Below are 20,937 nucleotides of genomic sequence, written 5' to 3'. Positions count from 1 at the left end.
CCCTTTCCGACAGTTTCGAGGGCGCCCGTATTCCTTGGCGCATCCGCAACTTCCCTGGCGCATTCCGCACCGCCTCGAGGACGGGTGGGGGTGTGCGCAGCATCGGGCGCGCGAGTGCCTTCAGCATAGCGGTGACGGTGGATCCGATCGGTGGCCGGGCGGCACGGAAGGCGTCATCGCGTGTCATACACTGGAGAGGTTGTCCCGTAACGCGCGCGGAGGAGGCGATCGAGATCTCGACGATGTCTGATCAGACCGTACGGAAGTCGTCCATCGGTCGCACGGTGAGCGCTTACGTGACGCTGACGAAGCCCCGAGTCCTCGAACTCCTCCTCGTCTCGACCGTCCCGGTGATGTTCCTCGCCCAGGGCGGTCTCCCGAACCTCTGGCTGGTCCTCGCGACCGTCATCGGCGGATCCATGAGCGCCGGCTCGGCCGGGGCGTTCAACATGTATCTCGACCGCGACATCGACGCGCACATGCACCGCACGGAGAACCGTCCGCTGGTCACGGGCGAGGTGAGCCCGCGCGGCGCGCTGATCTTCTCCTGGACTCTCGCGATCGTGTCCACCGTCTGGCTCTGGTTCACCACCAACTGGCTCACCGCAGTGCTCTCGGCCTCGGCCATCTTCTTCTACGTCGTGATCTACACGATGATCCTCAAGCGCCGCACCGAGCAGAACATCATCTGGGGCGGCATCGCGGGCTGCTTCCCCGTGCTCATCGGCTGGTCGGCCGTCACGGGCTCTCTCGACTGGCCGGCGTTCATCCTGTTCCTGCTGGTCTTCCTGTGGACGCCGCCGCACTACTGGCCGCTGTCGATGAAGTACAAGGACGACTACGAGGACGTCGACGTCCCGATGCTCGGCGTCACGCGCAACGCCTCGCAGGTCGGCCTCCAGGTGATCCTCTACGCGTGGGCGACCGTCGCGTGCTCGCTGCTGCTGGTGCCGATCGCGAACATGGGTCTCGTCTACACGGTGTCCGCGCTGGTCTTCGGCGGCTGGTTCATCTACGAGTCGCACCGCCTGTACAACCAGGCGGTGCGGGGGACCGAGGCGCGGCCGATGCGAGTCTTCCACGCCTCGATCACCTACTTGACGCTGATCTTCGTGGCCGTCGCGGTCGACCCGCTGCTGCCGTTCTGATCCGCAGCGTCCTCCGACGCCGCGGACGCTGACGCGTCGTCCGCCGGCGTGCTGGCGGCGTCCGTGGTCGCCGTCGCATCCTGATCGGTCGCGGACCCGGTCGCGGCGATGGCCTCGTTGGGGGACGGCTCATCCATTCCGGCGTCGAGCGCGACGGGCACGGCGGGCACGGCCGGGACGAGTGCCCGCGCCGCCACGAGGCCGAGGGCGAGGAGCAGGCCGATCAGGCCGGCGCCGAGCACCGCGGCTCCGACCACCACGAGCGACTGGCCGACGTAGACCTCCACCCCCGTGGCCGTGCCATCGAGCAGGGTGCTCGTCATGGTGCCGATCTGGCCGGCGACGAGCCATCCGCCGACGCCGATCGCGGCGAGGGACACGATGAGGAGAATCCAGAATCCGATGCTTCTGGTCAGTGTTCTGTGCATGCCGACCAGGCTGACCGATGCCCTGATGAGGCCCCGGTGCGCACGCTATGGATCGTCTGTGCGGCTCAGCGCCCGGTGAGCGCCGGGGCGGGTTCCTCGGCCGCGACGTCCGTCCGCACCGGGCGCTTCAGGTGCAGCACGACCACGGTGTACGTCGCGGCCGACAGCGAGGCGAGCACCATGTGGATGCCGACCAGGATCGGCGGCAGCCCCTCGCGCGCCTGCCACACCCCGACGCCGACCTGCACCAGGATCGCGAGCACGAGCACGAGCAGCCAGCGGCGGGGCTCCAGGCGGAGTGCCCAGGCGGTGATCGTGAGGAACAGCACCAGGGCGGCCAGCACGTAGCCGGGCCAGGAGTGCACGTGCGCGAGGACGGTCGCGTCGAAGCCGTGGCGCAGCACGTCCGCATCACCCGAGTGCGGCCCGGAGCCGGTGGTGAGGACGCCGAACAGGATCGTCACCGCGAGCGCGAGTCCTGTCACATGCGTGACGATCGCGAACCAGCTCGGCACGGCGCGTTCGCGGGGCCCCGGTGCGGTCTTGAGGCGCACGAGGAACGCGGCCGTGACGCACACGAGAAGCAGCGACGAGGTGTAGTGGAAGCCCACGATGAAGGGGTTCAGCCCGGTCAGGACCGTGATGCCTCCGACGAGGGCCTGCGCCACCACACCGATCAGCACGAGCCACGCCAGGAGCACGAGGTCGCGACGCGTGGCCGTGGTGCGGACGGAGTGGACGGCGGCCGCGATGACGGCGAGCAGCAGCACGCCGGACGCGATCGGCGAGGCGGGGAAGTGGAAGGGGAAGGCGATCGCGAAGGCGATGCCGGCCGCGACGATGCCGCCGAGCGCGAACCACAGCGCCTTCGTGACCGCGCGACGCCCGTTCACCGTGTACAGGACGAGCAGCACGACGGTGAGCGCGATGATGCCGACGACGCCCGTCATCAGGCGGTTGCCGAACTCGATGATGCCGTGCACCCCCTGCACTTCGAGGATGGGCACGAGCGACTCGGGCGTGCACAGCGGCCAGTCGGAACAGCCGAGGCCGGAGCCGGTCAGACGCACCGCGCCGCCGGTGCCGATGATGATCGTCTCGCTGACGAACGAGAGCCACGCGAAGACGGTCAGCGCCTTCGCCCACCCGCGGGATCGCGGAACGGGGGTCGTCCGAGTCGTCGGAGGGGTGGTGATGGTCGTCTCGGGCATGAGTCCTCCGGCTCGTCGGCGACGTGGCGCGCGGCCCGTCCGCCAGGCGGAACCTGTAGAATCGGATTGTTGCGATGAGCGCTGACCGCGCTGAAGCATCGTCAACAGTTTAGGCGCGATGGAAGCGCCGATGATGAGGGCCCACCAACGGCACCCGCTCCCGCAAACTCGACGGGGATCAGGTGTGTCGGGGCGGATGACACCGTTTGGGACCTGTGAGGAGAGTGTTGCATGTCGGATGTGCTGATCGACCGCCCGGAGCTTGACGGTCTGGGGGTGTACGAGTTCGGCTGGCACGATGAAGACGCCGCGGGTGCCGTGGCGAAACGCGGCATCTCCGAAGAGGTGGTCCGCGGGATCTCTGCCCTCAAGAACGAACCCGAGTGGATGCTGAAGACCCGTCTGAAGGGGTATCAGCTCTTCGGTCGCAAGCCGATGCCGACGTGGGGCGCCGACCTCAGCGACATCGACTTCGACAACATCAAGTACTTCGTCCGCTCCACCGAGAAGCAGGCGCAGAGCTGGGAGGACCTCCCCGAGGAGATCCGCGAGACGTACGAGCGCCTGGGCATCCCCGAGGCAGAGCGCCAGCGCCTCGTGGCCGGCGTCGCCGCTCAGTACGAATCCGAGGTCGTGTACCACCAGATCCGCGAGGACCTCGAGGCCCAGGGCGTCATCTTCATGGACACCGACACGGCGCTGCGCGAGCACCCCGAGTTCTTCGAGGAGTACTTCGGCACGGTCATCCCGGCGGGCGACAACAAGTTCGCCGCACTCAACACGGCCGTGTGGTCGGGCGGCTCGTTCGTCTACGTCCCGAAGGGCGTGCACGTCGAGATCCCGCTGCAGGCGTACTTCCGCATCAACACCGAGAACATGGGTCAGTTCGAGCGGACCCTGATCATCGCCGACGAGGACAGCTACGTCCACTACATCGAGGGCTGCACGGCTCCGATCTACAAGTCCGACTCGCTGCACTCGGCCGTGGTCGAGATCATCGTGAAGAAGAACGCCCGCGTGCGCTACACGACGATCCAGAACTGGTCGAACAACGTCTACAACCTGGTCACCAAGCGCGCCGTGGCACACGAGGGCGCGACCATGGAGTGGGTCGACGGCAACATCGGCTCCAAGGTGACGATGAAGTACCCGTCGATCTACCTGATGGGCGAGCACGCCAAGGGCGAGACCCTCTCGGTCGCCTTCGCCGGTCCCGGTCAGCACCAGGACGCGGGCGCCAAGATGATCCACATGGCGCCGTACACGCAGTCATCGATCGTCTCGAAGTCGATCGCCCGCGGCGGCGGTCGCGCCGGCTACCGCGGTGAGGTCCGCGTCGACGCCAACGCCCACCACTCGGCGAACACCGTGCGTTGCGACGCGCTGCTCGTGGACACGAAGTCGCGCTCCGACACCTACCCGGCGATCGACATCCGCGTCGACGACGTGCAGCTCGGCCACGAGGCCACGGTCTCGAAGGTCAGCGAGGAGCAGCTCTTCTACCTCCAGTCCCGCGGCATGCCCGAGGACGAGGCGATGGCGATGATCGTGCGCGGCTTCATCGAGCCGATCGCGCGCGAGCTGCCGATGGAGTACGCGATGGAACTGAACAAGCTCATCGAGATGGGCATGGAAGGATCGGTCGGCTAAATGGCGGCCTCGACGACAGCGCCCACGGAGGCGCAGCACACGAACGCGCACATCGACCCGGCCGCCCAGGTCGCCGACGCCGGATTCGTCCCGGTGCAGACGCGCTCCGAGCGCCCGCACTCGTACGACCCGGACGACTTCGGCGCCCCCAGCGGCCGTGAGGTCAACTGGAAGCACACGCCGGTCGCGCAGCTGACGCCGCTGTTCCAGACGGCAGAGGCGAACGACGGCGTCGCGTACGCCTTCAGCTCCGGCGAGCAGTACGTGGCAGGACCGCTCGCCATCGGCGCCGCTCCGCGCGGCGAGGTCTTCCTCCCCGAGGACATCACGGCCGCCGTCGCCTGGCAGGGTGCGAGCGAGGCGGTGCACGTGCGCATCCCGCGTGAGGAGGAGGTCGCCGAGCCGATCTTCATCTCCGTCACGGGTACGGGTGCCGACCGCCGCGCCGACGCCCACATCGTGATCGAGGCGCTGGAGCACAGCGTCGCGACCGTGGTGCTGCAGCACAAGGGTTCCGCGCAGTACGCGCAGAACGTGGAGATCATCGTCCGCGATGGCGCGAAGCTCACCGTGGTCACGGTGCAGCAGTGGGAGGACGACGCGGTGCACGCGGCCGCGCACCAGGCCCGCGTCGGCTCCGACGCCACGCTCAAGCACTTCGTGGTGAGCTTCGGCGGCGGCCTCGTGCGCGTGAACCCGAGCGTGGAGCTCGCGGGCGCGGGTTCCGAGGGCTACCTCTACGGGCTGTCGTACGCGGACGCCGGGCAGCACCTGGAGAGCCAGGTCTACCTGCACCACAAGGGTCCGCACACCACGGGCGACGTGCTCTACAAGGGTGCCCTCCAGGGCGCGAGCGCGCACAGTGTGTGGATCGGCGACGTGCTGATCGGCGCCGACGCCACGGGCACCGACTCGTACGAGGCGAACCGCAACCTGGTGCTCACCGAGGGGGCGCGCGCCGACTCGATCCCGAACCTCGAGATCGAGACGGGCGACATCGTCGGCGCGGGCCACGCGAGTGCGACCGGTCGCTTCGACGACGAGCAGCTCTTCTACCTGCAGGCCCGCGGCATCCCGGAGGAGGAGGCGCGGCGTCTCGTCGTGCTCGGCTTCCTCACCGACATCGTGCTGCGCCTCGGTATCCCGACGCTCGAGGCGGAGCTGCTCGCCGCCATCGAGGCCGAGCTCGCCGAGGTGGACGCGTGACCGCCGAGCGCGTCTGCGCGGTCTCCGACCTGGAGCAGGACACCCCGCTCCGCGTCGAGCCGGGCGGCGTGCCCATCACGGTGATCAAGGACGGCGATGGCGTGATCCACGCCATCGGCGACACCTGCACGCACGGCGACATCTCGCTGTCCGAGGGCTTCGTGGAAGGCGACACGGTGGAGTGCTGGGCTCACGGCTCGGCCTTCTCCCTGATCACCGGCAAGCCCCAGAACCTCCCCGCTTACGAGCCCGTCCCGGTCTATGTCGTCGAGATCGACGGCGACGACGTGCTCATCGATCCTGCTGTGACGAAGGAAGTCTGAAGAATGTCTGTTCTCGAGATCCGCGACCTGCACGTGACGGTCGAGACCGAGGCGGGGACCACCCCGATCCTCAACGGAATCACCCTCACCATGAACACCGGTGAGACCCACGCCATCATGGGCCCCAACGGCTCGGGCAAGTCGACCCTGGCCTACACGATCGCCGGTCACCCGAAGTACACGGTGACCTCCGGCTCGATCACGTTCGACGGGGAGGACGTGCTGGCGATGAGCGTCGACGAGCGCGCCCGCGCCGGGCTCTTCCTCGCGATGCAGTACCCGGTGGAGATCCCCGGCGTCACCGTGACGAACTTCCTGCGCACGGCGAAGACCGCGCTCGACGGCGAGGCGCCCTCGATCCGCCAGTGGACCAAGGACGTCAAGGAGTCCATGGCGAACCTGCGCATGGACCCGAAGTTCGCGCAGCGCAACGTCAACGAGGGCTTCTCCGGCGGCGAGAAGAAGCGCCACGAGATCCTGCAGCTCGAGGTGCTCAAGCCGAAGTTCGCCGTGCTCGACGAGACCGACTCGGGTCTCGACGTCGACGCGCTGAAGATCGTGTCCGAGGGCGTGAACCGTGCCAAGGAGTCCACGGGACTCGGCGTGCTCCTGATCACGCACTACACCCGGATCCTGCGGTACATCCGCCCCGACTTCGTGCACGTCGTCGTCGCCGGCAAGATCGTCGAAGAGGGCGGACCCGAGCTCGCCGACCGGCTGGAGAACGAGGGCTACGACCGGTTCCTCGACCCTTCCGCCCCGATCGAGGCGTAGGCTGAGCCGTATGACAGCGACCCTCACGGATGAGAAGTACGACGCGGTCACCGAGGCGCTCAAGGACGTCATGGACCCGGAGCTCGGGATCAACGTCGTCGACCTCGGCCTCATCTACGACCTCGCCTGGGATGACGAGAACGATGCTCTCGTCATCCACATGACGTTGACCAGCGCGGGCTGCCCGCTGACCGACGTCCTCGAAGACCAGACCGCGCAGGCTCTCGACAACGTCGTGGACCGGTTCCGCATCAACTGGGTGTGGATGCCGCCGTGGGGTCCGGAGCGGATCACGGACGACGGGCGCGACATGATGCGCGCGCTGGGATTCGCAATCTGACGCTGAAGACAGTGATGCACGACGGAGCGGGCGCGGAGACGCGCCCGCTTCGCTGACTCCGCGGTGAGGCGGGGACGAGAACTCGGGAGATCGAATGTTGCATGTTCAGGCCCTGTCCCTGGCGGAGCTCCGTGAGCGCAGCAGCGAGAAGTGGCGCGAGTACCCCGCCGATGTGCTTCCGCTCTTCGTCGCCGAGACCGACTTCCCCCTCGCCCCCGCGATCACCGCGGCCCTGCACCGTGCGGTCGAGCGTGGCGACACGGGGTACATCGCCTCGAAGACGCCGCTGGCCGAGGCGTTCGCGGGCTTCGCGCGCCGCCGTTACGACTGGGCGGTGGATCCCGCTCGCACTCGCAGCACGGCCGACGTGAGCATGGGCATCGTGGAGATCCTGCGCCGCGTGACGCAGCCGGGGGAGCGGGTCGTCGTCACCCCGCCCGTGTACCCGCCGTTCTACGACCTCGTGGAGGAGGCCGGTGCGGAGGTGCTGCGGGTGCCGCTGCGCGACACGGGCACGGGGTGGGAGCTCGACCTCGACGGGATCCGCGGGGCGTTCGACGACGGTGCGACCGCGATCCTGCTGTGCAACCCGCACAACCCGACCGGCACGGTGCACGACCGAGACGCCCTCGCCGCGCTGGCGGAGATCGCTGCCGAGTACGGCGCCGCCGTCGTGTCCGACGAGATCCACGCGCCGCTCGCCCAGCCGGGGACCGGGTTCACGCCCTTCCTCGCGGCGAGCGAGACGGCCGCACGCGTCGGCTATGCGGTCGTGAGCGCCAGCAAGGCGTTCAACCTCGCCGGCCTGAAGTGTGCGCTGATGGTCACGGCCGACGACGACACCAGCGCCGTGGTGCGCGGGCTCCCCGTGGAGGTCGAGTGGCGCACCGGTCAGTTCGGTCTGCTCGCCTCGGTCGCAGCGTTCGCGGAGGAGAGCGATGCGTGGCTGGACGGGCTGCTCGACACGCTCGACCAGAACCGCGTGCTCCTGGAGGACCTGCTGGCGCGGCATCTTCCCGGTGCCCGCTACCGGATCCCGGACGCGGGCTACCTGGCCTGGATCGACCTGTCGGCTCTGGGCTGGGGCGACAACCCGGCCCGGCGGATCCTGCGGGATGCGAAGGTCGCCCTGCACTTCGGCCCGGCGTTCGGCACCGAGGGAGCGGGCCACGTGCGACTGAACTTCGGGACGAGCCCGGAGATCCTGACGGAGGCCGTCGATCGGATCGCCGCGCTCGTGGAGCGATGACCGCGCCGCAGCCCGTCGCATCGATCTGGGATCGCGGCCGAATCTGGGTGACGGTGGGCGCGGTCGCGCTCATCTTCCTCGCCGCGATCGAGGCGCTCGCGGTCACCACGGTCATGCCGATCGTGAGTGCGGCGCTCGACGGCGAGGCGCTGTTCGCCGTCGCGTTCGCCGGCACCCTTGCGACGAGCGTGATCGGGATGGTCGCGACCGGTGCCTGGTCCGACGCGCGCGGGCCGCGCGGCGCGCTGTACGTGGCGGTGGCGCTGTTCATCGTCGGCCTGCTGATCTCGGGCTTCGCGACCTCGATGCCGCAGTTCCTGATCGGTCGGCTCGTGCAGGGGCTCGGCACCGGCGGTCAGACGGTCGCGCTGTACGTCGTGGTCGCGCGGCTCTACCCGCCGGAGCTGCACGGGCGCGTGTTCGCGGCGTTCGCGGCCGCCTGGGTCGTCCCGTCGATGGTGGGGCCGTTCCTCGCGGGAGCGGTCGCGGAGTACCTGCACTGGCGCTGGGCGTTCCTGGGCGTCGCGGTGCTCACCGCGATCGCCTTCCTGATGATCGCGGTCCGGCTGCGTGGTGTCGACCTGGGCGGCGGCGAACCCCAGGACCGGCGTGCGCTGCGCCTCCGCCTGCTGCTGGCCGTCGTGGTGGCGGCGCTGGCGGTGGTGATCGGCGTCTCGGCCGAGCTCGACGACGGGGTGCGCTGGCCGGTCGCCGTGGCCGCGATCCTCGGGATCGGCGTCGCGGTGCTGCCGCTGCTCCCCGCCCGTACCCTCCGCGCGGGAGCCGGGCTGCCCAGCGTCGTGCTGATGCGCGGCGTGGCCGCCGGCGCGTTCTTCGCGGCGGAGGCCTACATCCCCTACCTGCTCATCCGGAAGTACGACTTCACCGCCACGTGGGCGGGGGTGGCGCTCATGCTCGCGGCGTTCGCGTGGGCTGGAGCCTCGGCGCTGCAGGGGCGCTACGGCGAGCGGCTGGGCAACCGCCGCATCACGCTGCTGAGCCTCGGAGCCCTCCTGGTGGCGATGCTGGCGGTGCTCGCGGCGGCCGTGTTCCCGGTGTCGCCCGTCGTGGTGATCCTCGGGTGGGCGTTCGCGGGTGGCGGCATGGGGCTGCTGTATCCGCGCCTGACGGTGCTCACGCTGGCCTACTCGGACGAATCGAACCAGGGGTTCAACTCCTCGGCGCTGTCGATCTCCGACGCGACGGGGTCCGCGGTCGCGATCGCGGTCGCGGGGCTCGCCGTGGCCACCCTCGGCGGCGGTCCTGGCGCCTTCGGCGTGGTGTTCGCGTTCGGTCTCGGTCTCGTGCTGCTGGCGCTCGTGCCGGGTCTCAGGCTCGGGCACGCCGCGGAGCCCGCGGTGCGCTGACCTCGCCCGCGAGCGCCCGCACGCCCAGGTCGAACGCGCGGTCGAGACCCGCCGTCACGTCGATCTCGTCCGAGGGTGGCAGGGCGCCGTGGCTGTCGGCGTGCATGCGCTGCTGCACGAGCGTCGCGTGGCCGAGGACGAAGTGAAGGATCGCGGTCGCGCGGGTTTCGGGATCGTCGGCGCCGTCGCTCCGCAGCGCGGCGATGAGCGCGTCGAGCGCGTGCGCCGAGCCGAGCTGGAGCGCGTAGGTGCTCAGCACGAGCTCGGCGCCGTCGCGGTGGGCGAACAGAGCATCTCGCAGGCCGCGGGCGGTGGCGAGGACGCCGGTGGTTCCGCGGGGGAGGCTCGCGGTGATGCGGTCGGCGAGATCGGCGAGCAGCTCCTGCTTGCTCGCGAAGTGCCAGTAGAGAGCACTGGGCTGCACGTCGAGCCGCGCGGCGATGCGCCGCATCGAGAGGTCGGCCAGACCGACCTCGTCGAGCAGGGCGAGAGCGCTGCGGGCGACGCTGTCGCGGTCGTGTCGGGCCGGATTGGGCTCGGGGGTCATGACCCCACTATAGTGAACGGCGTTCAGGTGAACGGTGTTCAGGAGGTGGGAGTGCGCGAGCAGCGTCGGGCCGAGGAAGCCGCCGCATCGATCGTGCTGGAGCACGTGCGGGTGGAGGTCGACGGCCGGGCGATCCTCGATGACGTGAGCCTCGACCTCACGGCACGACGCATCGCCGTGATCGGAGCGAACGGCTCGGGAAAGTCGACGTTCGCGCGTGTGCTGGACGGCCTGGTCGTGCCGACGGCGGGCACCGCGGTCGTGCACGGGCTCGACGTGGTGCGCGACACGCGGGAGCTCCGACGCCGCGTCGGCTTCGTGTTCACGGATCCCGACGCGCAGATCCTCATGCCGACGCCCGCGGAAGATCTCGCCCTGTCGCTGCGAGGCCTCCCGCGCGCGGAGGTCGACCGACGCGTGCGCGAGACCCTCGCGGTGCACAGGCTCGAGGCGCACGCGGACGTGCCGGCGTCGTCGCTGTCCGGCGGGCAGAAGCAACTGCTCGCGCTGGCGGCCGTGCTCGTGACCGAGCCGCGGCTGCTCGTGGCCGACGAGCCGACCACGCTCCTCGACCGCCGCAACGCCCGGCGCATCGCGGAGCTGCTGATGGCGCAGGAGGCGCAGGTCGTGGTGGCCACGCACGACCTCGACCTGGCCGCGCGCTGCGACCTGGCCGTGCTGTTCGAGGGCGGGCGAGCCGTGGCCGTGGGCCACCCGGATGCGGTGATCGACGAGTACTGCCGGGTGTCCGCGTGATCTCGCTCTACCGCCCCGGCACGAGCGTGCTGCATCGCCTCCCCGCGGGGATGAAGCTCGCGGGGCTCGTGCTCTGCGCCCTCGGCCTGACCCTGCTTCCGCCGCAGCCCGTCGTCGTGAGCGTGGCCCTCGCCGCCACGGTCGTGCTCTATCCGCTCGGAGGGCAGAGTCCGCGCACGCTGCTCGTCGAACTGTGGCGGTTGCGATGGATCCTCCTCGTGCTGGGGGTGATGCTGGCGGTGTTCGTCTCGCCGATCGCCGCGTGGGTCGGTGCCGGTCGGGTCGCGGCGCTGCTGCTCGTCGCCGCACTGGTGACGATGACCACGCGGATGTCCGACCTGCTCGATGTGCTGCAGACGGTGCTGCGGCCGCTGCGTCGCTGGGGTGTCGATCCGGAGGTCGTCGCGCTGACGCTGTCGCTCACGCTCACGATGGTGCCGGTGGTCGCGGCGTTCGTCCACCGGCTCCGTGAGGCCGAGCGCGCTCGAGGGGTGCGCCTGGGGCCGCGCGCGGCGGTGCCGCTCCTCGTGCTCACCCTCCGGCACGCCGACCGGGTGGGCGACGCCCTCGCCGCGCGCGGGGTGGCCTGAGCCTCACCCGATCGCGAGCGCTGGCACCGGTTCGGCCGCCCTGGCGAGGCGCAGCGCGGTCATCAGCAGGGCCACGGCCACGATCGCGGTCGTGACGGACGTGCCCACGACCAGCAGCAGCACCACGCCGCCGAGCCCGAGCAGCCCGGCCGAGACCAGCCGCCCGGACGATCGGGTGCCCGTCGGTGCCGGCTGTCGTTCGAAGCGGTCGACGGCGACGGCCACCCCGGCGGTCAGGGCCAGCGCCGACAGCAGCCACAGCGGGCGTGTCAGCCACCACTCCGGGCCGTCGAGCGCCGGGAGAGCGGCACCGGTGCCGAGGGCGACGACCGCGGTCACGCCGGCCATCGCCAGCAGCACGGGCATGTGCCACAGGTAGATCGTCATCGTGCGGCGGGTGACGAATCGCGTGAACGCCGCCGCCGCGACGGTGCTGCTCGCCCGGGCGATCCGCTCGCGGTGCAGGGACAGCAGGCCCGTGTGGACGACGCCGACCAGCAGGAGCGCGGCGGTGGGCGGGTTGATGTTGGCGATGAGGTCGGGGGAGTACACGCCGGCGACGAAGAGCACGGTGAGGAGCACTCCGGCGCCCGCGGTGACGGCGACCCGGGTGCGGCGGGCGAGGGCGTCGATGCGCCCGTCGGCGAGGAAGAATCCGAGCTGCTGCAGCGTGAGCCAGACGAAGGCGAGGTTGAGGAACCCCAGTCCTGCCACGCCGGTCACGCCGCGTAGCGCATCCACCGCGACCGAGGTGGCCGCGAGCGCGCCGATCGTGCGCAGCGGAGCACGCTCGTGGAGGGCCGCCAGGGCGGGCAGCAGCAGCTGGCACAGCAGGAAGACCCCGAGGAACCAGAGGGGCTGCCCGTAGCGGAAGCCCGCGACCGCGATCAGCTCGGCCGGCACGCCGAGGAGCGTCAGGACGGCCAGCGCCACGCCGACCGCGGCGATCGTGATGACTGTGGGACGCAGCAGCCGGTGTACCCGTGCGGTCAGGAAGTCGAGGGTGCTCGCGCCCCTCGCCCGCAGCCGACGGGAGGCGAGCAGCCCGGAGAACCCTCCGATCACGAAGAACAGCGGCATGACCTGCAGCACCCAGCTGAGCGGTGCGATCCATCCCGTGCCGTCGCTCGCGTTCTCGAACACCGGGGCGCCGTCGGCCACTGTGACGCCCACCATGATGGCGTGCAGCACCACCACGCCGAGCACGCAGAGCGCGCGGATGAAGTCGATGCCGGTGTCGCGTCGTGCGGACGGCGCGGGCGGGGGAGCGGCGGCGGGCAGCGCCTGGACGATGGCCATGGGTCCTCCTCGGAACGGTGTCCTCGGAGGCTAGGGACGGGGTGTCCGCGGCGGCATCACCCTGCGGTGTCGATCAGACCCCTACCGTGGGGCGAGTCAGGACGAGGGCTCGACCAGCCCGGTGTCGTAAGCGAGGATCACCGCATGAACCCGGTCGCGCAGGCCGAGCTTGGACAGCACCTTGCCCACGTGCGTCTTCACGGTCTGCTCCGCGATGAAGAGGTCCGTGGCGATCTCGGAGTTCGACCGTCCGCGACCGATCAGCACCAGCACCTCGCGCTCGCGATCGGTCAGCTCCGCCAGCACGGTCGCGGAGCGGGGGGCGCGCGGGCGTCGTCCGGCGAACTGCTCGATCATGCGGCGGGTGACGCTCGGAGCCAGCAGGGCGTCGCCGCCCGCGACCACCCGCACCGCGTGCACGAGCTCCTCGGGCAGGGCGTCCTTGAGCAGGAAGCCGCTCGCGCCCGCCTCCAGCGCGTCGTAGACGTAGTCGTCGATGTCGAACGTCGTGAGCATCAGGATGCGCGGCACGTGAGCGGCGGGATACGACGTGCCGAGGATGCGGCGCGTGGCCTCGATGCCGTCGAGCTCCGGCATCCGCACGTCCATCAGGATCACGTCCGGATCGAGCCGGGCGGACAGCGCCACGGCCTCGGCGCCGTTCGCGGCCTGTCCGGCCACGCGGATCCCGTCGTGGGCGTCGAGAAGGGCGGCGAAACCCGCACGGACCATCGCCTGGTCGTCGGCGATGAGCACGCTGATCGTCACGGGGTCTCCTCGTCTGCTGCGGCCGGCGGGGCTGCCGTCATGCCGTGGTCGGCGGTGGTCGGGGTCGAGCCGTTGGCCAGGGGGAGGGTCGCCTCGACGCGCCACCCGCCGTCGTCCGTGGGGCCGGCGGAGAGGCTGCCGCCGAGGATCTCCGCGCGCTCGCGCATTCCCCGCAGCCCGTAGCCCCCGGGGTGGGCTTCCGGCGGTCGCGGCGGCGCGGCGTTCTGCACGACGAGCCGCAGCGCCGCCGGGTCCGCGTGCACGCGCACCGTGACACGGGCCCCCGGAGCATGGCGCACGGCGTTGCTCAGCGCCTCCTGCACGATGCGGAACGCGGCGATCTGCACGGTGGGCTCCGCGCCAGACGCGGCATCCGTGCCCTCCATCACGAGCCCCACCTCGACGCCGGCGCGGCGGATGCTGTCGACGAGCGCGGGGACGTCGTCCAGGCCCTGCTGCGGGGCGAGCTCGGCGTGCTGGTCCTCCGTGCGCAGCACCCCCAGCATGCGCCGCATCTCGGTGAGCGAGGTGCGGGCGGTCGCGGCGATGTCCTCGAACTCGGCCGTCGCGGTGTCGTCGAGACCGGGGATCCGGTATCGCGCGGTGGACGCCTGCACCTGGATGACCGACATGCTGTGCGCCACCACGTCGTGCAGCTCGCGCGCGATCCGTGTGCGCTCCTCGACGAGGGCGCGGCGCGACTCCTCCAGCGCGCTGTGCTCCCGCTCACGCGTGAGCTCCTGGGCCACGCGGACACGTCCGGCGACGAGCACCGCGATGAGGTACATGGCCGCGGCGAGCGACGACGTCACGATGAGGTCGGCGGTCGCACTCCCGGCGGACGCGTCGCTGGCGACCATGTCGGCTCGCAGCAGCGGAGCGGTGAGCGACGTGAGGGCCCCGAGCACGAGGGCGACGGCTCCGAGGCGGGGGCCGTGCACGAAGGTCACGACCCCCACGAACAGGACGAAGGTGAGCAGTGCCGGCACCGACCAGGGCCACGGCGACTGGATGGCCTGCGCGGGGACCACGAGGAGCGGCAGGGTGAAGGTCGCGGCGGTGAACAGCGCGATGGCGGTGCGCGGTCGGGCGAGGGCGACGAGCGGCGCTCCGCACAGCGCCGCGCCGACGAGGAACGTCAGCGGCAGGGGGGTGCCGGAGAGCACGGTCTGCAGGGGCACGAGCAGCGCGTACAGCACGACGACCGCCGCATACAGCGCCGCGAGGGCGGTGGTGCGGCGGTTCATCCGCGGCGCGCGCGGGGGTCGGGCTCGGCGGCGTGCCATGACTCTCATCCTGCCAGGTGGGCCACGGGCGCACGGCGACGACGGGCGGCGGCGATCCGGTCGATCACGACACCGATCACCAGGGCCACGCCGATGCCGAGCAGAGCGCTGAGCAGGGGCTGGTCCTTGATCCATGCACCGGCGAGCAGCCCGATCGCGAGGCTGAAGACGCTCCAGCTCGCGCCCGCGATGAGGCTCAGGGGCAGGAACCGGCGCCAGGGGAAGCCCAGCGCACCCGCGGACATGTTCACCGCGACGCGACCGACGGGGATGTACCGCGCGCCGAGGATGAGCGTGGCGCTGCGTCGAGCGAGCGCGCGCTGGGCGTATGCGAAGGCCGTGACCACCCTCGGCCGCCGCATCCAGGCGAATCGTGAGGTGCCCAGCCGGCGTCCGATCAGGAAGGCGAGGTTGTCGCCGATGGCGGCGCCGACCGCCGCGACGAGCCCCAGGAGAAGCAGGTCTCCGTCGCCGGTGGATGCGGCGACGGCGGCCGCGGCGACGAGCACGGTCTCGCTCGGCACGGGCGGGAAGAACCCGTCGATCACCGTGACGGCGAACAACACCAGGTACAGCCAGGGGGAGGCGATCGCCTGCATGATGAGCTCGTTGAGGATGTCCACTCCTGCACGGTAGGCGGGCGGTCGCGCAGCGGGCATCCCTCTGCGGTATTCCGGCTCTCACTCTCGGGAGGGATCTTGCCGGGCGGTGAGGCTCTCCGGGCGGCATATACTGGGAGGCTGGCCGATCGGCCGCTCACCCGCCCCGAAGGAACGGACGTCCGCTGTGCTTGCCGTGCACGACCTCGAGATCCGCGTTGGCGCGCGCCTGCTGATGGAGAACGTGTCGTTCCGCGTGGGCGACGGAGACAAGATCGGATTGGTCGGGCGCAACGGCGCCGGCAAGACCACTCTCACCAAGGTGCTCGCGGGGGATGTGCTGCCCTCCGGCGGCTCGGTCACCCGATCGGGTGAGCTCGGCTACCTGCCGCAGGACCCGCGTTCCGGGAACCCCGAAGACCTCGCGCGCACGCGCATCCTCGACGCGCGCGGCCTCGGTCAGCTGAACCTCGGCATGACGGAGGCATCGCTCGCGATGGGCTCGGACGACCCGGCGGTCGCGGCGAAGGCCATGAAGCGCTACGCCACGCTCACGGAGCGGTTCGAGGCGCAGGGCGGGTACGCCGCGGAGGCGGAGGCCGCGTCCATCGCACACAACCTCTCGCTGCCGGACCGCATCCTCGACCAGCCGCTCTCGACGCTGTCGGGCGGTCAGCGTCGGCGCATCGAGCTGGCGCGCATCCTGTTCTCCGACGCCGACACGATGATCCTCGACGAGCCGACCAACCACCTCGACGCCGACAGCGTCGTGTGGCTTCGTGAGTTCCTGAAGAACTACAAGGGTGGCCTGATCGTCATCAGCCACGACGTCGAGCTCGTGGGGGAGACCGTGAACCGCGTGTTCTATCTCGACGCGAACCGCCAGGTCATCGACATCTACAACATGAACTGGAAGAACTACCTGCGCCAGCGTGCCGCCGACGAGGAGCGCCGGAAGAAGGAGCGCGCGAACGCGGAGAAGAAGGCGACGACGCTGCAGCAGCAGGCCGCGCGCTTCGGCGCCAAGGCGTCGAAGGCCGCGGCCGCGCACCAGATGATCGCGCGCGCCGAGAAGCTGCTCGCCGGACTCGACGAGGTGCGGCAGGAGGACCGGGTCGCGAAGCTGCGGTTCCCGAAGCCGGCCCCCTGCGGCAAGACCCCGCTCATGGCGTCCGGGCTGTCGAAGTCCTACGGCTCGCTGGAGATCTTCACCGATGTCGACCTCGCGATCGACCGCGGCTCGAAGGTGGTCGTCCTCGGACTCAACGGCGCAGGGAAGACGACGCTGCTGCGGATGCTCGCCGGGGTCGACCAGCCCGACACGGGCCAGCTCGAGCCGGGGCACGGCCTCAAGGTGGGCTACTACGCGCAGGAGCACGAGAACCTCGACGTCTCCCGCTCGGTGCTGGAGAACATGGTCTCCGCCGCTCCGCACATCACCGAGACGGAGGCGCGCAAGGTGCTCGGCTCGTTCCTGTTCACCGGCGACGACGTCCTGAAGCCCGCCGGGGTGCTTTCCGGTGGGGAGAAGACCCGCCTCTCGCTCGCCACGCTCGTGGTCTCGTCGGCCAACCTGCTGCTGCTCGACGAGCCGACCAACAACCTCGACCCGGCGTCGCGCGAGGAGATCCTCGGGGCGCTCGCGCACTACGAGGGCGCCGTGGTGCTCGTGTCGCACGACCCCGGAGCGGTGCAGTCGCTCAACCCGGAGCGGGTGCTCATCCTCCCGGACGGCGTCGAGGACATCTGGAACCAGGAGTACCAGGAGCTCATCGAGCTCGCCTGACCCGGCGCGGCCCGAGCGACGGCGGCGTGACATCATCGGGAGCATGAGCACGCCCGCGCCGAACCATCCGTCCGACATGCGCGCATGGCTGCGGAGCCGGCCGGCGCTCACCGGTCGCGGGCGATCGGTCGACGTCGCCGCGCTCCCGGCGGAGCCCCTGCCGCTGTTCCTCTCGTGGATCCGGCTCGCTGCCGATCAGGGGGTGCCGGAGCCGCACGCCGCCACCCTGGCGACGGTCGATCGCGACGGCATGCCGGATGCGCGCACGCTCCTCCTCAAGGATGCGGACGCCCGCGGATGGGCGTTCGCGGGGCCTCGTTCGTCGGGCAAGGGCGTCCAGCTCGCCGTGCACGCCGTGGCGGCACTGAACTTCTGGTGGCAGCCGCTCGCCCGGGCGGTGCGGCTCCGCGGGCCGGTGCGGGAGGCGACGCCCGCGGAGAGCGCGGTCGACCTGGCCGCACGGTCTCCGGCCGCGCGGTACGGGGTCGCCGCCGGGGACTGGGTGCTGTGGCGCCTGCAGCCCTCGCGGGTGGAGTTCTGGCAGGGGGCGACCGATCGACGGCACACTCGGATCGTGTACGAGGTGGCACGCGGCGGCTGGGGACGGCACGTGAGCGGTACGACCGACACCTGAGCGGCGCGGCACTCGGGCTCAGCGGGCGTCGAGCAGCTCGTCCTCGACGTCGGCGTCGCGGTCGCGCCGGCGCGGCGCCTTCACGGGTGCCGGCTTCCCCTCGAGCTCCTCGCGGTGCTTCACGATCTCGGTGCGGATGATGTAGCCGATGAAGATGAACCCCATGATCGCGAACAGGATCCACTGGATCGCGTACGACAGGTGCGGACCGGGATCGTCGGTGGGCGACTCGAAGCCGCCGAGGGTTCCCGAGCCCGCCGGGTCCTCCGACACCAGTCGCCCGTAAGCGCCGGTGAGGGCGCCACCGTCGATGGTCTCGGAGATCGACGGCAGATGGATCGTGGGCACCTGGCCTTCCGGCGCGCCGCGACCGGAGGCGGGAAGCGGCTCGCCGGGTCGAAGGCGCACGGTGACCGTGACCTCGCCGGACGGTGGGGCGGGGATGGCGTCCGGCACGTCACCCTCGCCCGGCGGAACCCACCCCCGGTCGACGATCAGCACGCGACCGTCGACATCGCGGAACGGCACCAGCACCTCGAAGGCGCTCGTGCCCCCGTGCGGGCGGTTGCGCACGAGCAGCTGTTCGTCGGCGAGGTACTCGCCCTGCAGGGTGACCGGCCGCCACTCGTCGTCGGGATCGAGCACGTCGTCGTCGCCCAGCACCTCGGTGAGGGGCACCGCGGGGGCGTCGTAGTTCTGCTCGACCAGCGCGATCTGCTCGGCCCGCGATTCGTTGCGCTCGAACTGCCAGTGCGACAGGAAGGCGCAGGCGATCGCGAACCCGATCGCGATCAGGGTGTAGACGCCCCAGCGGGTCAGGCGGTTGTTCACGAGGGCACACCGTCTCTCACGGTCACGGGGAAGTCACGGGCGGCCAGATAGTCGCGGAGGAAGTCCACGTGCTCGGGGCACGCCAGCCAGATCTTCTCGCGGTCGGGGGCGTGGATGCGGGGATTGCGCCACACGACCTGGCTGGTCGCCGCGCTCCGGCATCCGGCGCGCGAGCAGATCAGATCGGTCATTGCTCCGCGCGGCCTTCGCGGATCGTGAAGACGCCGAGGTTCGCCTCCTGCACAGGCGGAGGACCGGGAGCCGCATCGAGCTCCTGCAACGGCGACTCGGCGGAGGTCTCCGTGCTGTCGCTTCCCGCATTGGCGAACACCACGGCGATGTAGGGCAGCACAGCGGCGGCCAGGGCGAACACCCACGTGTACCACCCGAACGGCTGCACGAAGAACATCAGGCCGAAGCACACGATGCGGATCGTCATCGTGAGCGCGTAGCGGCGCACGCGGTGGTCGCTCTCGTCCCCGGGAGACTGGGGGAGAGAGGTGACGGCCGGGACTCGACGTGCGTTCTTCACGATGCTTCCAGCCTACGCCGGTGCGGGCTCGGCGGCGCCCCGATTCCGCCCGGGGCACGCTCGCTGCAGTCGCTAGGATCGTTCACGGCTCGGAAACCCGACCCCCGACCAGAGCAGGAGTGCCCCCATGAGTGCTGACCGCGTCGTCCTCGTCACCGGAGGCAACCGCGGCATCGGCCGCGCCATCGCCGAGCGCTTCGTGCGAGAGGGGCACCGCGTGGCCGTCACCGCCCGCAGCGGCGAGGGTCCGGAGGGCACGCTCACGGTGCGCGCCGATGTCACCGATGCCGCGTCCCTCGATGCCGCGTTCACCGAGGTCGAGCAGCAGCTCGGCCCGGTCGAGGTCGTGGTGGCCAACGCCGGGATCACGAAGGACACCCTCCTGCTGCGCATGAGCGAGGACGACTTCGACAGCGTGGTCGCCACCAACCTCGGCGGCACCTTCCGCGTCGTCAAGCGTGCGTCGAAGGGCATGCTGCGCGCACGGTTCGGACGCATCATCCTCATCTCCAGCGTCGTCGGGCTCTACGGCTCCGCCGGTCAGGTCAACTACGCAGCGTCGAAGAGCGCCCTGGTCGGCTTCGCCCGGTCGATCACGCGCGAGCTCGGGGCCCGCGGCATCACCGCCAACGTCGTCGCGCCCGGGTTCATCGAGACCGACATGACCGCGGAGCTCCCGGAGGAGACGCAGAAGCAGTACCAGGCCAGCATTCCCGCCGGAAGGTTCGCGACGGCGGATGAGGTCGCGGGTGTGGTCACCTGGCTCGCGAGCGATGATGCCGCCTACATCTCGGGTGCCGTCATTCCCGTCGACGGCGGCCTCGGGATGGGCCACTGACGCGCTGAGAGGCCCGGGCTCCGACCCGTCCGCACGTCCGACTCACCGGGCGACGGCGGCGACCAGCAGCTCACCCAGGCGCTGCGGAACCGAGAACTGCGGCCAGTGGCCGGACCCGATGCGCACGACCTCGGCGTCGGCGATGGCGTGGAATTCCTCCGCGTATGCACCCCACTGTGCGATCGTCGCCTCGAACGCCTCCTCGTCGAGCCCGCCCATGAGCAGCGTCACCGGCACGGAGTGGCGCGCGGGGTTCTCGAGCTGGATCTCGTCCGCGGGCACGCGTCCCGGCACGCTCTGCGTCAGCCCGACCGTGCGGGCCCGTGTCGCGTCGTCGAGGTCGTGCACATCCTCGTCGGGGAAGAAGTCCCACCCGGGGAACGGGACGGCACCGTCGACGACCTCGAACTCATTGATGCCCGAACCGGGCGGCGGCGGCACCGTGTCGACGAAGATCACGCGCCGCACGCGCTCGGGCCTCGCGTCGGCGACTCCCCAGGTCACATTGCCGCCTCCGCTGTGACCGACGACGACCACGTCGCCCTCGACCTCATCGACGGCGGCCACGCCCGCGGCCACCCACTCCGCCATGCCGATGTCGGAGGCGGCCGGACCGGAAGCCCCGAGACCGGGAAGGGTGAGCGGATGGGTGCGGTGTCCTGCCTGCTCCAGCGCCGGTATCACGTCGTCCCAGCTGCGCGCGTCGAGCCAGAGTCCGGGGATGAGGATGATGTCCATGCGGCGACGCTAGCGCTGGCCGCCGACATCCACCACC

Annotated in this window: 24 protein-coding genes; 13 read left to right on the top strand and 11 right to left on the bottom strand. The window is 70.7% G+C overall.

What is annotated here, in order from left to right; translation table 11 throughout:
- Window positions 1-242 precede the first annotated feature (242 nt).
- On the top strand, window positions 243-1,148 hold the full coding sequence (locus KV394_RS14785) for a heme o synthase (RefSeq protein WP_136030155.1): 906 nt from the start codon (window positions 243-245) through the stop codon (window positions 1,146-1,148).
- On the opposite strand, the gene KV394_RS14780 is transcribed toward KV394_RS14785, so the two are convergent.
- Together KV394_RS14780 and KV394_RS14775 are read right to left on the bottom strand one after the other, a co-directional pair.
- Window positions 1,094-1,576, bottom strand: coding sequence for a hypothetical protein (locus KV394_RS14780; protein ID WP_247981778.1), 483 nt, complete (start codon window positions 1,574-1,576; stop codon window positions 1,094-1,096). The two genes, KV394_RS14785 and KV394_RS14780, sit on opposite strands and share 55 nt — an antisense overlap.
- Window positions 1,577-1,641: 65 nt before the next feature.
- Window positions 1,642-2,787: a COX15/CtaA family protein gene (locus KV394_RS14775; protein WP_136030159.1), complete on the bottom strand. Its 1,146-nt coding sequence runs from the start codon at window positions 2,785-2,787 to the stop codon at window positions 1,642-1,644.
- 231 nt (window positions 2,788-3,018) lie between these two features.
- Between KV394_RS14775 and sufB the strand changes: the two genes are divergently transcribed.
- The 7 genes from sufB to KV394_RS14740 all read left to right on the top strand — a co-directional run bounded on the left by sufB (window position 3,019) and on the right by KV394_RS14740 (window position 9,696).
- On the top strand, window positions 3,019-4,437 hold the full coding sequence (gene sufB / locus KV394_RS14770; RefSeq protein ID WP_136030161.1) for a Fe-S cluster assembly protein SufB: 1,419 nt from the start codon (window positions 3,019-3,021) through the stop codon (window positions 4,435-4,437).
- Window positions 4,438-5,643: a Fe-S cluster assembly protein SufD gene (gene sufD, locus KV394_RS14765; protein WP_136044875.1), complete on the top strand. Its 1,206-nt coding sequence runs from the start codon at window positions 4,438-4,440 to the stop codon at window positions 5,641-5,643.
- Entirely contained in the window at window positions 5,640-5,966 is a 327-nt protein-coding gene (locus KV394_RS14760) for a non-heme iron oxygenase ferredoxin subunit (protein WP_136030165.1), read from the top strand. The genes sufD and KV394_RS14760 overlap by 4 nt, the downstream gene beginning before the upstream one ends.
- A gap of 3 nt (window positions 5,967-5,969) precedes the next feature.
- Complete coding sequence (gene sufC, locus KV394_RS14755) at window positions 5,970-6,740, top strand: Fe-S cluster assembly ATPase SufC (RefSeq protein WP_101845421.1); 771 nt, start codon at window positions 5,970-5,972, stop codon at window positions 6,738-6,740.
- A gap of 10 nt (window positions 6,741-6,750) precedes the next feature.
- On the top strand, window positions 6,751-7,080 hold the full coding sequence (locus KV394_RS14750; RefSeq protein ID WP_017202280.1) for a metal-sulfur cluster assembly factor: 330 nt from the start codon (window positions 6,751-6,753) through the stop codon (window positions 7,078-7,080).
- Window positions 7,081-7,174: 94 nt separating this feature from the next.
- Window positions 7,175-8,329 (top strand): MalY/PatB family protein, encoded by a 1,155-nt coding sequence (locus KV394_RS14745; RefSeq protein ID WP_247981777.1) that lies wholly within the window; start codon window positions 7,175-7,177, stop codon window positions 8,327-8,329.
- Window positions 8,326-9,696 carry an MFS transporter gene (locus KV394_RS14740; protein WP_136030169.1) on the top strand — a complete coding sequence of 457 codons (1,371 nt, stop codon included), beginning with the start codon at window positions 8,326-8,328 and terminating at the stop codon, window positions 9,694-9,696. The genes KV394_RS14745 and KV394_RS14740 overlap by 4 nt, the downstream gene beginning before the upstream one ends.
- Here the strand turns inward: KV394_RS14740 and KV394_RS14735 are convergent.
- Window positions 9,659-10,243 carry a TetR family transcriptional regulator gene (locus tag KV394_RS14735; RefSeq protein WP_247981776.1) on the bottom strand — a complete coding sequence of 195 codons (585 nt, stop codon included), beginning with the start codon at window positions 10,241-10,243 and terminating at the stop codon, window positions 9,659-9,661. The two genes, KV394_RS14740 and KV394_RS14735, sit on opposite strands and share 38 nt — an antisense overlap.
- Before the next feature lie 51 nt (window positions 10,244-10,294).
- Here KV394_RS14735 and KV394_RS14730 point away from each other — a divergent pair, with 51 nt between their 5' ends.
- Together KV394_RS14730 and KV394_RS14725 are read left to right on the top strand one after the other, a co-directional pair.
- Window positions 10,295-10,999, top strand: a complete 705-nt coding sequence (locus tag KV394_RS14730) for an energy-coupling factor ABC transporter ATP-binding protein (protein ID WP_247981775.1) — start codon at window positions 10,295-10,297, stop codon at window positions 10,997-10,999.
- On the top strand, window positions 10,996-11,589 hold the full coding sequence (locus KV394_RS14725; RefSeq protein ID WP_247981774.1) for an energy-coupling factor transporter transmembrane component T family protein: 594 nt from the start codon (window positions 10,996-10,998) through the stop codon (window positions 11,587-11,589). Before KV394_RS14730 ends, KV394_RS14725 begins: the two co-directional genes overlap by 4 nt.
- A gap of 3 nt (window positions 11,590-11,592) precedes the next feature.
- Here the strand turns inward: KV394_RS14725 and KV394_RS14720 are convergent, their stop codons facing one another.
- The 4 genes from KV394_RS14720 to KV394_RS14705 all read right to left on the bottom strand — a co-directional run bounded on the left by KV394_RS14720 (window position 11,593) and on the right by KV394_RS14705 (window position 15,565).
- Entirely contained in the window at window positions 11,593-12,888 is a 1,296-nt protein-coding gene (locus tag KV394_RS14720; RefSeq protein WP_247981773.1) for an acyltransferase family protein, read from the bottom strand.
- 96 nt (window positions 12,889-12,984) lie between these two features.
- A complete protein-coding gene (locus tag KV394_RS14715) occupies window positions 12,985-13,656 on the bottom strand; it encodes a response regulator (RefSeq protein WP_136030177.1) in 672 nt (223 codons plus the stop codon).
- The gene (locus KV394_RS14710; RefSeq protein WP_247981772.1) at window positions 13,653-14,942 is read right to left on the bottom strand and encodes a sensor histidine kinase; all 1,290 of its coding nucleotides are present in this window, start codon (window positions 14,940-14,942) and stop codon (window positions 13,653-13,655) included. The genes KV394_RS14715 and KV394_RS14710 overlap by 4 nt, the downstream gene beginning before the upstream one ends.
- A 5-nt stretch (window positions 14,943-14,947) precedes the next feature.
- Window positions 14,948-15,565: a DedA family protein gene (locus KV394_RS14705; RefSeq protein WP_247981771.1), complete on the bottom strand. Its 618-nt coding sequence runs from the start codon at window positions 15,563-15,565 to the stop codon at window positions 14,948-14,950.
- A gap of 163 nt (window positions 15,566-15,728) precedes the next feature.
- Here KV394_RS14705 and KV394_RS14700 point away from each other — a divergent pair, with 163 nt between their 5' ends.
- Window positions 15,729-17,327, top strand: a complete 1,599-nt coding sequence (locus tag KV394_RS14700) for an ABC-F family ATP-binding cassette domain-containing protein (protein ID WP_136030182.1) — start codon at window positions 15,729-15,731, stop codon at window positions 17,325-17,327.
- A 43-nt stretch (window positions 17,328-17,370) separates the two neighbouring features.
- The gene (locus tag KV394_RS14695) at window positions 17,371-17,961 is read left to right on the top strand and encodes a pyridoxine/pyridoxamine 5'-phosphate oxidase (RefSeq protein ID WP_247981770.1); all 591 of its coding nucleotides are present in this window, start codon (window positions 17,371-17,373) and stop codon (window positions 17,959-17,961) included.
- Window positions 17,962-17,979: 18 nt separating this feature from the next.
- Here the strand turns inward: KV394_RS14695 and KV394_RS14690 are convergent, their stop codons facing one another.
- Genes KV394_RS14690 through KV394_RS14680 form a run of 3 tightly spaced genes read right to left on the bottom strand, consistent with a single transcriptional unit; the run spans window position 17,980 to window position 19,324 of the window.
- The gene (locus tag KV394_RS14690) at window positions 17,980-18,792 is read right to left on the bottom strand and encodes an SURF1 family cytochrome oxidase biogenesis protein (protein WP_136036174.1); all 813 of its coding nucleotides are present in this window, start codon (window positions 18,790-18,792) and stop codon (window positions 17,980-17,982) included.
- Window positions 18,789-18,983 carry a hypothetical protein gene (locus KV394_RS14685; protein WP_136030186.1) on the bottom strand — a complete coding sequence of 65 codons (195 nt, stop codon included), beginning with the start codon at window positions 18,981-18,983 and terminating at the stop codon, window positions 18,789-18,791. Before KV394_RS14685 ends, KV394_RS14690 begins: the two co-directional genes overlap by 4 nt.
- Complete coding sequence (locus tag KV394_RS14680) at window positions 18,980-19,324, bottom strand: DUF3099 domain-containing protein (RefSeq protein WP_247981769.1); 345 nt, start codon at window positions 19,322-19,324, stop codon at window positions 18,980-18,982. The genes KV394_RS14685 and KV394_RS14680 overlap by 4 nt, the downstream gene beginning before the upstream one ends.
- A gap of 127 nt (window positions 19,325-19,451) precedes the next feature.
- Between KV394_RS14680 and KV394_RS14675 the strand changes: the two genes are divergently transcribed.
- Entirely contained in the window at window positions 19,452-20,162 is a 711-nt protein-coding gene (locus KV394_RS14675) for a beta-ketoacyl-ACP reductase (protein WP_247981768.1), read from the top strand.
- A 42-nt stretch (window positions 20,163-20,204) separates the two neighbouring features.
- On the opposite strand, the gene KV394_RS14670 is transcribed toward KV394_RS14675, so the two are convergent.
- Entirely contained in the window at window positions 20,205-20,900 is a 696-nt protein-coding gene (locus KV394_RS14670; protein WP_247981767.1) for an alpha/beta fold hydrolase, read from the bottom strand.
- Window positions 20,901-20,937: the final 37 nt, after the last annotated feature.

It is taken from the genome of Microbacterium sufflavum (assembly GCF_023101165.1).
Classification (GTDB): Bacteria; Actinomycetota; Actinomycetes; order Actinomycetales; family Microbacteriaceae; genus Microbacterium; species Microbacterium sufflavum.
This window is presented reverse-complemented; position numbering and strand designations above follow the sequence as displayed.

What these genes read in the sequence shown, in the direction of transcription:
- KV394_RS14745 (WP_247981777.1), top strand. Translation starts at nt 7,175, where the DNA reads ATGTTGCATGTTCAGGCCCTGTCCCTGGCGGAGCTCCGTGAGCGCAGC.
- KV394_RS14670 (WP_247981767.1), bottom strand. Translation starts at nt 20,900, where the DNA reads ATGGACATCATCCTCATCCCCGGACTCTGGCTCGACGCGCGCAGCTGG.
- KV394_RS14740 (WP_136030169.1), top strand. Translation starts at nt 8,326, where the DNA reads ATGACCGCGCCGCAGCCCGTCGCATCGATCTGGGATCGCGGCCGAATC.
- sufB (WP_136030161.1), top strand. Translation starts at nt 3,019, where the DNA reads ATGTCGGATGTGCTGATCGACCGCCCGGAGCTTGACGGTCTGGGGGTG.
- KV394_RS14780 (WP_247981778.1), bottom strand. Translation starts at nt 1,576, where the DNA reads ATGCACAGAACACTGACCAGAAGCATCGGATTCTGGATTCTCCTCATC.
- KV394_RS14675 (WP_247981768.1), top strand. Translation starts at nt 19,452, where the DNA reads ATGAGTGCTGACCGCGTCGTCCTCGTCACCGGAGGCAACCGCGGCATC.
- KV394_RS14750 (WP_017202280.1), top strand. Translation starts at nt 6,751, where the DNA reads ATGACAGCGACCCTCACGGATGAGAAGTACGACGCGGTCACCGAGGCG.
- KV394_RS14685 (WP_136030186.1), bottom strand. Translation starts at nt 18,983, where the DNA reads ATGACCGATCTGATCTGCTCGCGCGCCGGATGCCGGAGCGCGGCGACC.
- sufC (WP_101845421.1), top strand. Translation starts at nt 5,970, where the DNA reads ATGTCTGTTCTCGAGATCCGCGACCTGCACGTGACGGTCGAGACCGAG.
- KV394_RS14775 (WP_136030159.1), bottom strand. Translation starts at nt 2,787, where the DNA reads ATGCCCGAGACGACCATCACCACCCCTCCGACGACTCGGACGACCCCC.
- KV394_RS14735 (WP_247981776.1), bottom strand. Translation starts at nt 10,243, where the DNA reads ATGACCCCCGAGCCCAATCCGGCCCGACACGACCGCGACAGCGTCGCC.
- KV394_RS14785 (WP_136030155.1), top strand. Translation starts at nt 243, where the DNA reads ATGTCTGATCAGACCGTACGGAAGTCGTCCATCGGTCGCACGGTGAGC.
- KV394_RS14695 (WP_247981770.1), top strand. Translation starts at nt 17,371, where the DNA reads ATGAGCACGCCCGCGCCGAACCATCCGTCCGACATGCGCGCATGGCTG.
- KV394_RS14720 (WP_247981773.1), bottom strand. Translation starts at nt 12,888, where the DNA reads ATGGCCATCGTCCAGGCGCTGCCCGCCGCCGCTCCCCCGCCCGCGCCG.
- KV394_RS14710 (WP_247981772.1), bottom strand. Translation starts at nt 14,942, where the DNA reads ATGGCACGCCGCCGAGCCCGACCCCCGCGCGCGCCGCGGATGAACCGC.
- sufD (WP_136044875.1), top strand. Translation starts at nt 4,438, where the DNA reads ATGGCGGCCTCGACGACAGCGCCCACGGAGGCGCAGCACACGAACGCG.